Here is a 12,253-nt window from a genome sequence, read left to right on the forward strand (position 1 = left end):
CGCGAGCGCCCAACGCCCGTACGGCAGAACGATCGTCGAGATCCGACCCGCCGTTTTCTTGATCATTTCGGGCAACCGATCAGGCCCCCTGTAGGTCGTACAGGAGTCGGGCGTACTCGAACGCCTGACCCATGTGACGAGGGGGACCATCTTGATGCCGTTGAACCGCACGCACAGCACCGCAGCGCGGCGGATCGGAGCGGCTCTGGCCGCCGGTACGGTGGTGTTGGGCGCCGCGACCACTGCCCAGGCAGCGCCGGCGCCGAGCCCGCTGACGCCGGCTACCGAGGGCGGTAAGCAGGGCCCGAACCGGCCTGAGGGCGACCCGGACCCGTTCGGCGGTCTCGTCACCTCCGAGGAGCTCCTCGACACCACGGTCGAGAACGGCCAGAAGCAGAGCCTCCGTCTGGGCTTCAAAGTCATCGGCGACAAGCCCGTCCAGGGGGCGGAGCTGGGCGTCCACCTGCCGCCTGGCCTGGAACTGAATCCTCAGGAACGGCCGTCGAACTGCGAACACTTCAAGGTCGACCCCGTGCGGGAGTACCGTGACGAATACCTGTTCTGCAGTTTCACCGGCACCTTCGAGCCGGGCAAGTACTACCGGCTCGACACGGGGCTGAACATCACCGCGACCCCGGAGCTGTGGCGGGACCTCTTCTACGTCACCTGGACCCCGGGCGGCAAGCCGATCTACAAGCCGCAGCAGGGCGGGGTCAAGGGAACCGCCGCCGCTATCAAGGTCACACCGTCCGAGCCGTTCAAGGAGTGGCGTTTCTGGGGCCGTGAGGTGCCGGTCGAAAACCGCGCGAACCAGCCCGACTTCACCGTGGACGGGGCGACGGGCAGTGGCCCGGCCGGCGGCCAGGTGCTGCTTAACCCGGGCTGGCAGATCAAGGGCACCGGGTCGGTCGCCACCACGGCTGCCGACGACAGCGTGGTGGAAACCGAGTTCGTGTTGCCGCCCGGCATCAGCTTCGCCGGCGGCCGCCCGGGCCCGGAGGGGCGCCGGGTATTCGGCGGGACCGGCGGCTCGGTCAAGCGGATCTTCAAGATCGAGTCGTGGGTCAAGCCGGGCACGTACCACGGCGAGTACCGGTACAAGGCTGACCGCGGTCCCGGCCATCTCAACATCGCCGACATCGACCGTGACCTCGGCAACAACACGGCCGGGCTCACCATCACCGTGACGCCGGCCGGCGGGCCGCAGCCCGGCCCGTCGACGTCCGCCTCGGCCTCCCCGAGCCCGTCCGCCTCGTCTCCGCCTCGACCGCGCCCTCGACCGCGCCCTCGGCCTCGGCCTCCGCGAACACCGCCCCGACCACCGGCAACACCCCGGGCACGAACGGCGGTACCGGCGGCAACCTTGCCAACACCGGATCCGCCGCGCTGACCGCGGGCGGACTCGCCGCCGCGGCCCTGACGCTCGGCGGAGCCCTGTACGCCATGGCCCGGCGGCGCCGTTCGGCGTAACGGCACACGTCGCGCGCGCCACCGACGCCGCGAGGGAAGCCGGCGAGTCCCGTGCGGGGCGGTTCAACGCCCCCCACGGGACGCCTTGGAGCAGGAAAGTGCAGCCGGCCGCGCACTCCCAGATGGTGTCGCTGGTCATGGACATCCTGCCGGAGCGGGAAGCGGGTCTCCTGGTCGGCTCACGTCAGTGGCCGCTGCTGGCCGCCCGCATGCAGAAGATCGGCGAGAGCGAGGGCACACACGTTGTGGCCCAGCACCTGAACCGCCTGACGACCCGACATCTCCTGGAAGCAGGCCACGGGCACGGCTCTGGTGGGCCGCCTCGTGGACGCGACCATCCATGCCCTGACCACGCCGCTGACCGCACGGCCCGCGCCCGCGTCCCGCTGTGGGTCTCCCCGATGGCGGCCCGCTCCCGCTCCACCACCACCCCCACCTGGCCCCCGGACAGGCGACACCGCAGCGGCCGCGGCTTTGGCGCAGCCGCGGGGAGTCAGTGCCGGCAGGACGGCCGGACGCGGAGCAGCTGGGTCCGCAGCACGGGTGTGCCGTCGACCGGTGCCGGGTCCTCCGCGGTCGGCTCTATTCCTCCGGCGGCGGTTTTGTCGAGTGTTGTCAGGCCGTCGGGGCCGACCGTGCCGAACACCGTGTAGTTCGGGCGTAGTGCGGAGTCGCCGTAGACGACGAAGAACTGTGAGCCGTTCGTGTCCGGACCGGCGTTGGCCATCGCCAGCAGGCCGCGCCCGTACAGGCGGCGCGCGCCGGTCGGATCGGTCGGTGCGGGTGGCAAATCCACCGGCAGCTCGTCCTTGTACTTGTACCCGGGCCCTCCCTCACCGGTCCCGGTCGGGTCGCCGCACTGCAGGACCTTCAGCGTCGGATACGCCGTCAGACGGTGGCACACCGTCCGATCGTAGAACCCATGCCGTGCCAGGTGCAGGAAACTCTGGACCGTGCACGGCGCCTTGGCCCGGTCCAAGTGCAGCGGGAGCGGGCCCTGGCTGGTCGGGACAGCCATGTCAACCGTGCCACGGCTAGGGGTGCGCCGCGGGTCAGGCGGCAGCGGTACATGACGCGCGGGCGGCTCGTCCGGGGTTTGTGTGTACTGGCAAGGGCCGTGCGTGGTGCGCGGCGGAGCGCCGTCGGAAGCGGTGGCGGCATTTCCCCCGGACACAACAAAGGTCACGGCCGCTAATGCGCTGATCAGTGCTCGATTCATCTTGCGCGCCCTCCCGATGATCGCCAGGTTTTGGAGCGGTCGCAGTCTAGTACTGCAACGGTCTTTGGGTTGACAGGTTGGCAGTTTCTGGTGGTGTGTGGCCGCGTTGTTTGTAGTGGCTGACGCGGGCTTGGTGTTGGCGTCGGCGGCGCCAGTGTGACCAGTGCAGGACGTGGCCGATGGAGGCGGGGCGGCGGTTGGTGAGGCGGGTGATCAGGCGTCGGAGTTCGGGGAGGGTGAGGGGTATGAGCTGGGAGGATCCGTTTCTGCTTTCCCCGTGTCGGCCTCGCGGGCTTTCAGGACGGTGAGGCAGGCGTGGGCGGCCATGGCGAGGGTGATGTGGCGGTGCCAGCCGGGGTAGCGGCGGACCTGGTAGTCGTCCAGGCCGCATTCCTGCTTAGCGGTCTGGAAGCATTCCTCGATCGCCCACCGGCTGCCGGCGACGCGGATGAGTTCGTCGAGGGTCGTTTCGGCCGGGCAGTAGGCGATGTAGTAGGAGATCTGGTCGGGCCGGCTGACGCTTCGGGGGGCGATGACCCAGTGCCGGCGGTCCTCACGGTGCCAGGGCCGGACCTCCACCCTGGCCCAGTCATAGACCCGCGGGCCGTGGGCGCCGTTCCCGCAGGAACGACGCTTCCACCTCTGCCGGGGCAGCCCGTTGAACAGGTCGTGAACGGGGTGGTCGATGGCCCAGCGGGTCACGACGGTGTCGTGGCGGGTGGTGGCCATGACATGGAAGACGTCCGCCCGCTCGAGCTCGGTCCGCCAGCCTTTGGAGAAGCCGTAGGCGGCGTCCGCGGTCACCCAGCGGAACGGGATCTTCTCCGTGATCGCCCGGCGGACCATGGCTTTGGCGATGACCACTTTCGTCTCGAAGACGGTCGTGTCCTCGATGCCCGCGGTCCGGCACCGTTCCCGGTCATCGGTCCATGACGTGGGCAGATACAAGCGGCGGTCGATCAGCGTGCGGCCGCGGGCGCCGGCATAGGCGAGGAAGACACCGACCTGGCAATTCTCCGTGCGGCCCGCCGTTCCCGAGTATTGGCGCTGGACCCCGGCCGACCGGACGCCCTTCTTCAGGAACCCGGTGTCGTCCACGATCAGTACCGCCTCAGGGTCACCGAGATGCTCGACGACGTAGTCGCGGACGTCGTCGAGGACTTCATCAGCGTCCCAGTCGCACCGGTTCAGCAGCCGGTGCATCCGGTCGGGAGCCGAATGCCCTGCCTCCTCCGCGAGCGTCCAGCCGTTCTTCCGCTCCAGCGGAGATATCAGGCCTCGCATATACGCCAGCGCCGACTCACGCGGCTCCGACCGGGCAAACCGGTGCACGAACCGCTCATGCACCTCACCCAGACCCGCCGCCCACGCCCTCACATCACCAAGTACCCCACCCATAACCAGACCAACGACCAACCTGGCCACCAGTCACGCCAAACGCCGTTGCAGTACTAGCCTGTTCCCGACCACCGCACCTGAAGGGATGGACAGCCATGGACCAAGGGTGGGCGGCGCTGCTCGGCGCCGCGATCGGCGCCATCCTCGGCGGGGGCGCGGCGATTACCGCCGCGTGGCTTGGACGCAGCGGGATGAAGACGCAGGCGCAGGCGGTGATCCAACAGGCCAGCTGGCAGGCCGACGCCACACGCGAGCAGTGGATACGGCAGGTGTTGCGGGACGCTTGTATCGAGTTCGTGGAGGCATCCCGCTTACAGGTCCATGCCATACGCAGGTACCACGCGCTGGTCATGTTCGATCAGCAGGGCTTCGATCGAGACCCGGAACAGATCCGCCGGAACTACTTCAATCTCGGGATGCGGACACAGACCGCTGGCCTTGTCCTGGAGCTGGAGGGCAGCCACGAAGTGCGGGACGCTGCTGAGAGGGTCTTGGAAGCCTCCCGGAGGATTCCGCACCTGAGTGAAGACCACGGCAACTACGCCGAGGCCCAGGAAGAGACCCAGCACATGTGGGAAGCCATCGACGAGTTCGTGCGGGTTGCCCGCACGCGCCTGGCGCTCTGACTCCCGCCCGGTGCCCACCTCCCTGCGGGCCACCTAGAACGATCACGCGGGCCAAGTAGAGCGCTAAGGGGCCAACACAGCCGCTTAGTCATACCTGCCTGTGACTGATTCCCAATCATGGTTGTCAAGCAGTCCTTGATCGGGCCTGCTTCAGCAAGGACCAGTAGATCCCGGGCTCGCGGTAGTGGACTTTCGGCAGTGCCGCGGGGCGGCGGAGTTTCGTAGGGTCGCGTCCGTGAGAACAGTGATCATCGCCCGGGTGCCGGCACCGGTACTGTCCGCAGGCCTCTTCATCGGGGCGGTGGCGGCTGTTGGCACCGGTGTCGCCACTGTGTGGTGGGGCATACCGGCGGCGGTCTGCGCCTTCCTCGCGGGCTGGCAGCCGGGGCGGAACCGGAGCACGGGGGCGGCCTTGGTCGGAGTGCTCGCGGCCTCCGTGGTGGCTGTGCTCCTGGTGCCGGCATGGTTGGGCTGGGCGAGCCAGTTCGTGGGGTTGTTGCTCGTGGCGGCGATGCTGCCGTGGTTCGCGGGCCGGTTCCTGCGCCAGTACCGGGCACTGGTTCGGGCTGGGTGGGAGCGGGCCGCTCGGCTGGAGAGGGAGCAGCATCTGGTCGCCGACCAGGCCCGGCTACGCGAGCGGACCCGGATAGCGCAGGACATGCATGACCTCCTGGGCCACGACCTCAGCCTCATCGCCCTGTCCGCGGGGGCACTGAAGCTGGCCCCTGGTCTGTCTGAGGACCACCGGGCCACCGCCCGGGACATCCGCGCCAGGGCGGGAGCCGCCGTAGACCGGCTCGGCGAGGTGATCGGTGTACTGCGCGAGCCATCGGATCTGGCTCCGGGACCCGAGCCCAGCGCTGGGCTCACCGAACTCGGGGCTCTGGTGGACCGGGCGGCCGCGGCGGGGCTTGACGTCCGACTGCGGGTAGAAGGCGAAGCGGCGGCCGGTGACGCGCCGCTGGTCGTCGAGCGGGCCGTGCTGCGCGTCGTCCAGGAGGCGCTGACAAACGTTGCCAAGCACGCCCCTGGGCACCGGGCGACCGTCGTCGTCCGACACATGGAAGGACGGACCGAGGTCAGTGTTACGAACGAGCCGGTGCCCTCCGTGTCTGCGGCCCACCATGACCACGCCGCCCGTCCCGCACCTGGGTCCCGGGCCTCGGCACCCGGCGAGGGCCACCGCTTCGGTCTCATCGGCCTGGATGAACGCGTCCGACTGGCTGGTGGAACCTTCACATCGGGCCCCGAGGGCGGCGGGTTCGCCGTCAGGGCCAGGCTCCCGCACCGTCCCGGGGCCGTGCACCCGCCACGACACGCCGAGCCCGATGGTCCAGGTGACGTACTGCCTCCTGAGCACCGCAGTGCCCGTCGCCGTCTGGGCCGTACCGCTGCCGCGGCCGTCCTGGTGCCGCTGTGCACCTCCGCGTTGCTCATCGGCGGGGTGCGGGCGTGGGACACCGTGACGGCACGGGAGTCGGTACTCGCCCCCCAGGACTACGCCCTCCTGCGCGTTGGTCAGCCACGCGCGGACGTGGCGCCGTACTTGCCCGAGCGCCAGACGACCCGTCGCCCAGCAGCACCCACGCCCGCACCACAAGATGCGGCCTGCGAGTTCTACGTACAGACCGGCGACCCGTTCGACGACCGCTCGGGGGACATCTACCGTCTCTGCTTCCGGGCCGGACTCCTGGTCTCCACCGACAACTACACCGGGAAGGCTGTCCGATGATCCGAATCCTGATCGCCGACGACGAGCCCATGATCCGCGCAGGCGTCCGCGCAGTCCTTGCCACTGACCCCGGTATCACCGTCGTCGCCGAGGCAGCCGATGGCCACCAGGCGGTGGAGCTCGTCCAGCGCCACCGCCCGCAGGTGGCCGTCCTCGACATCCGGATGCCGGGGACCGGCGGTTTAGAAGCTGTCGTCGAGATCCGAAGGACCGTCCCCGAAACGGGGGTTGTGATGCTGACGACCTTTGGCGAGGACGAGTACATCCTGCGGGCCCTCAGCGAAGGTGCCGCCGGTTTCCTGATCAAGTCCGGCGAGCCGGAGGAGCTGATCGCCGGTGTCCGGGCGGTTGCCGACGGCGCCGCCTACCTGTCACCGAAGGTCGCGGCCCGGGTCGTCGCGCATCTCGCCGCTGGCGGTGCGGGCGCCCAGGTCGGCCGCCGTTCCGCGGCCCGCGCCCGCGTCGAGGCCCTGACCGCCCGGGAGCGGGACGTGCTCGGCTTCCTCGGCAGAGGTCTCTCCAACGGGCAGATCGCGCGCCGCCTGCGCCTGGCGGAGGGCACGGTGAAGGCCCACGTCAGCTCGATCCTCGCCCGCCTCGGCGTCGACAACCGGGCCGCAGCGGCCGTGGTCGCGCACGAGGCCGGCGTGGTCCCGGTGCCGTCCGACCGGCTGCCCTACAAGGAAAGCTGACACCGCCCGTACGGCAATCGGCAGTACGAGGAGCCGTACGGTCACTACGGCCGTCGCGCCGAGCGCCGCGGCCGCCAGGACGTCGTGCGGATAGTGCACCCCGACCAGCACCCGCAACAAGGCGGCCACCCCCGCCACCGGCAGCACCAGGGCCGCGAGCCGAGGATGTACCAAGGTCACGCCCACTGCCAGCGCGACCGCCAGGGTGGCGTGGTTGCTGGGGAACGACCAGTCGCCCGGCTCGGGACACGATGCGAGGGCCGAGACCCCGGGCAGGGCACGACACGGACGTTCCTCGTCGACAAGGAGTTTGATCGCCTCACTCAGTCCGTAGGCGACAACGGTCCCGGCGGCCGCCACTGCCACCCCGGCCAGGCCCGGCACGTCACGGCGGCGCAGGGCGCTCCAACCGACCCAGGCCAGCAGCAGGCCCAGGAACAGCAAAGTACCCTCACTCGCCGCTTCCAGGGCGGTCTCGGCCCACGCCGGCCCGTCCGCCACGCTTCCAGTCAGGGCACGGTAGGCCCTCGCAGAGAGGCCCGCCGTGACGTGCACCGGTTCATTCGTGCCCAGTGTGCCGCCGGGCGCCAGCCAAACCACAGCCGCTGCCCCCGTCCCGGCCGACGCGACCGCCACCGGCAGCCGTCGGCCCCACCCGTACCGCTTGATCGATTCCATGTCGCCGACGGTAGGAACACCGCAGGCCGGGGGCCCTGGCCGAACGGCGGCCCAGTCCCCCGACGATCGTCAGGGTTGACCGGGCGGTCCCGCCGCACTTTTCACGAAAGCCATCACGGAAAGTGCTGCCACCACTACCCTGCGGGCCAACTTCGACGCTAACACCGGCCAACTAGACCGCTAGCTGGCCAACTACGGCGCTAAGTCACAACAGGTGATCGCATCCCTACTTCGGAGTAACCGATTCGCATTGTTCGATTTTAGTTCGATATCTTGGAGGGGGATTCAAGCCATACCGGCTGAAACTGTTTGTTGAGAGGTGAGTCATGACCAACGGCTGCCACCTCCAAGTGGAGATCCGACGGGTTCCCAGAGCTTGTACGGCAGTCCGTTGTCGCTGTTCATGCTGGTCGGAGGGCTGCGGGTGAGATCCACTCGATCGTGTGAGGTTCTGCTGTTTTCTCGCGGATTCCAGGAGTCCTGAGCGTAATTTGCTGTCTCGTGACAGATTCAGGGAGTCGCCGGTTCTCGTTGATCACAGGCGAGGGTGGAGTGGGCGCTATGGAGCGTCCGAGTGGGGCGGAGCCGGGGCTGGCTGACGTCCTGACGCTGCAGCGCCGGGCTTTTGAGTCGTCGACGGAGGCGGACGAACGGGCCCTCTACCAGGACACGCTGGCCGAGTACTGCTGGGCGAGGGATGTCGCGGGGCTGTCAGCGAAGACTCTGGATGCCTTGGTCCAGCCGGTGGTGGAGCTCTGCTCGTTCTACGGCGTAGTGCCCTGGCGGCTCACGTCGAGGCAGGTTGACCAGTACTTCTCCGGGGTGGGGAAGCCGGGGCGTCACACTACGGTGCGGTCGAAGATGAACCGGATCGACGGCTACTTCGCCTTTCTCGAGCAGCGGTACGCCGGCGAGATCCTGCGACGGTTCGGAGCCGGAGTCCAGTCCCCGGTCGATTCCTTCAACCGGCCCGAACACCGCGGTGACTTCGGGCTGCGGATCCCCCCGTCGGCACGGGCAACGAAGGAGTTCTTCGCCGCCTGGCGGGATGCCTTGCCGGCATCGAGGAAGTATCCGGTGGCCGTCCGGAACTACGTGATGTCCAAGATCACCTACATCTCGGGGGTGCGGGCGGCTGAGCTCTGCGCGGTCCGGCTGGGGGATGTGAACTGGGAAAACGGCCAGTGGGGCCGGTTCCTGGTGTTCGGGAAGGGCGCCAACGGGTCGGGCCCACGTGAGCGCGAGGCATACCTGTTCGAGGAGGGCCGGGCCCTGCTGTGGTGGTACGTGGAGGAGATCCGGGGCGAGTTCCGCGATGACGCGAGTGATCCGCACGCGCCGCTGTTCCCTTCGGAGCGGTTGCCAAAGTCGATCGCCTCACTGAATCTGCCGATCGCCCCGGCGGTGGGCCCGGACACCTTCCGGCGGGCTCTGAAGGCGGCTTCTAAGGAGCATCTGAAGGGTTCGATCACAGAGCTCTTCCCGCATCTGCTGCGGCATGCCTGCGCAACCCACAACTATGAAGCGGGCATGCCGTTGTGGGACGTGCAGGTCCTGCTGGGTCACATCTGGGCAACCACCACGGTCGGCTATCTGGCGACCGCGAAGGGCGATCCGGAGCGGCAGAGTCTGGAGTCCTCCCGGCGAGCGGTTCGCCGGCTGAGCTTGGAGTCGTGAAGCGATGAAGTGGAACCTGCGCTGGGTCGCCGCCCGGCGTGACATCTGGCGGCCGACGCAGCTGCAGGCCGCGTTCGCCGAGGTCGGGTTCCACCCGTCCTTGAGCAAAGTCGCGGCCTTGTGGTCGAACAAGCCGATCACCGTCCGGCTGGACGATCTGGACAAGATCTGCACCGCGTTGGGCTGCACGGTCGCGGACCTGATGGAGGCCGAGCCGGTGGCCTCGGCGGCCGGCCGGGAGCCCGGCGAGATCCAGGCTGCCAGCGGTGACGTGGGGCCCGCTCGGCCGGTTCCACGGCCCGCCAGCGGCGGCCAGCGACGCGCCTTGCCCCCGAATTAGAACGGGGAAGCCAATATGGTGGGGCAGTCGCGGCTGGTGGTGGGGGAATGCGGCTATTGCGCGGACTGGGGGGTCCTCTCCGGGCACAGGTTGTGCGTGTTCTGCACCAGGTCGCGGCCCTGGGCTCGTATGGGCTCCTGCGGGCGGCGGGAGGGTGTCTGCCGCCGGTGCGGCTGGCCGCAGCCTGTCGCGGCGGACGGGACCTGCCGGGGGTGCCTTCTGGCCGTGAGGCTGGGTGAGGACGAGCAGTGGATGTGGGCGGAGATCCGCCGGGAGTACCTGCCGCCCGGGCGGCCGCGGCAGCTGGCGGTGGTGGTGCCGGACGTGAAGTTGCCGCCTGCCAACCCGCTCAGGGCCCACGACCGGCCGACGACTCGGGAGCCCGTTCCTGAGTGGGTGCGGAAGCTGTCCCCGCCGCGGCCGCAGGATGATCCTGTTCTCTTCCCGAGGCAGGTGGACGGGCAGCTCGGCCTGTTCCCGCCGCCGCGGCGGACTCTGGTCACCGCCGACGCGGGCCGCATCCGCGACCGGCCGATCCCACAACTCGATCTGGTGGACGCCCAGTTGGCGGACATCGCCCGCGAGCGGAAGGTCGGCGGAGCATGGCTGAACCTGACCCGTTCGCTCGCCCGTCTGGCGTTGGCGGCCCGTGAGCCGGGGCAGCGGCAGGTGCTTCCCCAGACGCTGGATGACCTGCCCTCGATGTCTCCCACGATCGCGGAGGCTCTGCGGCGGGTGGGACTGCTGGCCGATGCCCGCTCCAGGGTCGTGCCGGGCAGCGGAGTCGTCCACGGCAGCTGCACACGCTGTCTGGCCTGGGCGAACGACCGGCGGCAGGTCTGCGTGGCCTGCCGGCAGTTCGCCCGCTTCCACCCCGGATCCGGTGAGTGCGAACGCTGCCGGAGCGTCCAGCCGCTGGCCGAGGGACTATGCAGGTTCTGCACCGTGCTGCAGACCCAGGCGGTCACCGACTTCGACGGCATCGCCCTCGAGGGGGGTGACCAGCTGTGGTTCGGTGCCGGATTCGCCCCGAAGCTGCGGACGACGGACGCCCGTTACCCGCCCAGGACCCGGCGCAAGGGCCGCTTCGTCGCGAAGAAGAGGCTGGTCAAGGCCGCTGCGAGGGCGGCTCGCTCTATCTCCGACCACCTGATCGATCCGGCCCAGACCGCACTGTTCGAGGCCCCGGCCCGGGACTGGGCCAGTCTGGGCGAGAGTGATCTGCCCGCGCCGACACCCGAGGCCGAGGCCGTCATGGCCGAGTTCGCCCGCTACATCCGCTCCCGCGGCTGGAACCCTGATCACCAGCGCAGCAGCACCCGCATCCTGCGGATCCTTGTGTCCTGGCTCGGGGTCCGGGCTCCCATTCGGGAGATCGACATCCAGGCGGTCGCCCTCCTCAGCAGCAACCACACCGGCGCCCGCGTCACCGACTTCCTCCGGCGCCGCGAACTCCTCATCGCCGAGGAGAAGACCAGTGCAGACCTCCTGCGGGCCCGGGACACCGCGGCCAGCCTGCCGGAATCGTACGCCGCAGCCGTCAACACCTGGATCGACGTGCTGACGGGACAGGGAAGCAAGCCCAGCAGGCCCATCGCCCCGACGACCATCTACAACTACGTCTCCTTCGCCGCCCCGATCCTGCGGGACTTCTCCGCTCAGGGCATCACCGACCTGAGGCAGGTCACCAAAGAGATCATCGAAGCTGCACTCAAGCCCCTGAGCAGGCCACATGCCCGCTCAGTGCACACCGGCCTGCGATCACTGTTCCGGGCATTGCGACGCGAGGGGCTCATCTTCCGGGATCCCGCGCGGACCATCAGCCTGACGATCGCCCGCCATAAGCCGGTTCCCCTGCCCACCGACCGGCTCAAGGGCATTCTCGACAATGCCCCCGACGCCCGCAGTCGGCTGGTCATCGCGCTCGTCGCCATCCACGCCCTCATGCCGGGTGAGATCACCAGCCTGCACCTAGACGACCTCGACCGGGCCCAGGGACGCCTGCGAGTCCGCCGCAAGAGCCGACCAGACCACCTCGTCTACCTGGATGAGATGACCCTCGAGCTGGCCAGAAGCTGGGCTGCGGAACGGTTCCGACGCTGGCCACGCACACCCAACCCCCACCTGTTCATCAACCGGGAGACCGCCGTCAACGGAGAAGCTCCGGTCAGCAGAATGATCATCCGAACCTCCTTGAAGGGAACCGGCCTGCAGGCGGGGAAACTCCGCCAGGACCGGATCCTCGACGAAGCCCACGAAGGCGCCGACCCCGTCCGGCTGATGCGGGTCTTCGGCATCTCGGCCATCACCGCGATGAAGTACGTGTCGACGGCCCACCCCGCCGACATCCGCCCCGACCCCATCGCCCCATGACAGGGTCACCTGGTTCTGTGATGACGACCCTGATCGCACCCACGATGA

The 12,253-nt window shown here is 69.1% G+C and carries 9 protein-coding genes and 1 pseudogene; 7 read left to right on the forward strand and 3 right to left on the reverse strand.

All coding sequences use genetic code 11. The features are described 5' to 3' along the window. Positions 1 to 160 precede the first annotated feature (160 nt). The gene (locus PV721_RS06390; protein ID WP_319721839.1) at positions 161 to 1,390 is read left to right on the forward strand and encodes a hypothetical protein; all 1,230 of its coding nucleotides are present in this window, start codon (positions 161 to 163) and stop codon (positions 1,388 to 1,390) included. Between the two features lie 573 nt (positions 1,391 to 1,963). On the opposite strand, the gene PV721_RS06395 is transcribed toward PV721_RS06390, so the two are convergent. Together PV721_RS06395 and PV721_RS06400 are read right to left on the reverse strand one after the other, a co-directional pair. After that, the gene (locus PV721_RS06395) at positions 1,964 to 2,689 is read right to left on the reverse strand and encodes a peptidylprolyl isomerase (protein ID WP_319721840.1); all 726 of its coding nucleotides are present in this window, start codon (positions 2,687 to 2,689) and stop codon (positions 1,964 to 1,966) included. Positions 2,690 to 2,902: 213 nt separating this feature from the next. Continuing rightward, positions 2,903 to 4,087, reverse strand: a complete 1,185-nt coding sequence (locus tag PV721_RS06400; RefSeq protein ID WP_319721841.1) for an IS701 family transposase — start codon at positions 4,085 to 4,087, stop codon at positions 2,903 to 2,905. Between the two features lie 95 nt (positions 4,088 to 4,182). On the opposite strand from PV721_RS06400, the gene PV721_RS06405 reads away from it, so the two are divergent. The 3 genes from PV721_RS06405 (at position 4,183) to PV721_RS06415 (ending at position 7,137) form a co-directional block, all read left to right on the forward strand. After that, positions 4,183 to 4,713, forward strand: coding sequence for a hypothetical protein (locus PV721_RS06405; RefSeq protein ID WP_319721842.1), 531 nt, complete (start codon positions 4,183 to 4,185; stop codon positions 4,711 to 4,713). A 235-nt stretch (positions 4,714 to 4,948) separates the two neighbouring features. After that, the gene (locus PV721_RS06410) at positions 4,949 to 6,445 is read left to right on the forward strand and encodes a sensor histidine kinase (RefSeq protein ID WP_319721843.1); all 1,497 of its coding nucleotides are present in this window, start codon (positions 4,949 to 4,951) and stop codon (positions 6,443 to 6,445) included. Further along, a complete protein-coding gene (locus PV721_RS06415; protein WP_319721844.1) occupies positions 6,442 to 7,137 on the forward strand; it encodes a response regulator transcription factor in 696 nt (231 codons plus the stop codon). Before PV721_RS06410 ends, PV721_RS06415 begins: the two co-directional genes overlap by 4 nt. Before the next feature lie 93 nt (positions 7,138 to 7,230). Here PV721_RS06415 and PV721_RS06420 read toward each other — a convergent pair. Further along, a pseudogene (locus PV721_RS06420) lies at positions 7,231 to 7,815 on the reverse strand (phosphatase PAP2 family protein); the annotation flags it as partial. 561 nt (positions 7,816 to 8,376) lie between these two features. On the opposite strand from PV721_RS06420, the gene PV721_RS06425 reads away from it, so the two are divergent. The 3 genes from PV721_RS06425 (at position 8,377) to PV721_RS06435 (ending at position 12,205) form a co-directional block, all read left to right on the forward strand. Next, positions 8,377 to 9,492, forward strand: a complete 1,116-nt coding sequence (locus PV721_RS06425) for a site-specific integrase (RefSeq protein WP_319721845.1) — start codon at positions 8,377 to 8,379, stop codon at positions 9,490 to 9,492. A gap of 4 nt (positions 9,493 to 9,496) precedes the next feature. Then, positions 9,497 to 9,832, forward strand: a complete 336-nt coding sequence (locus PV721_RS06430; RefSeq protein WP_319721846.1) for a helix-turn-helix transcriptional regulator — start codon at positions 9,497 to 9,499, stop codon at positions 9,830 to 9,832. A 225-nt stretch (positions 9,833 to 10,057) separates the two neighbouring features. After that, positions 10,058 to 12,205 carry a tyrosine-type recombinase/integrase gene (locus PV721_RS06435; RefSeq protein WP_319721847.1) on the forward strand — a complete coding sequence of 716 codons (2,148 nt, stop codon included), beginning with the start codon at positions 10,058 to 10,060 and terminating at the stop codon, positions 12,203 to 12,205. The last annotated feature ends 48 nt before the right edge of the window (positions 12,206 to 12,253 follow it).

This window comes from Streptomyces sp. MB09-01 (assembly GCF_033794505.1).
Lineage (GTDB): Bacteria > Actinomycetota > Actinomycetes > Streptomycetales > Streptomycetaceae > Streptomyces.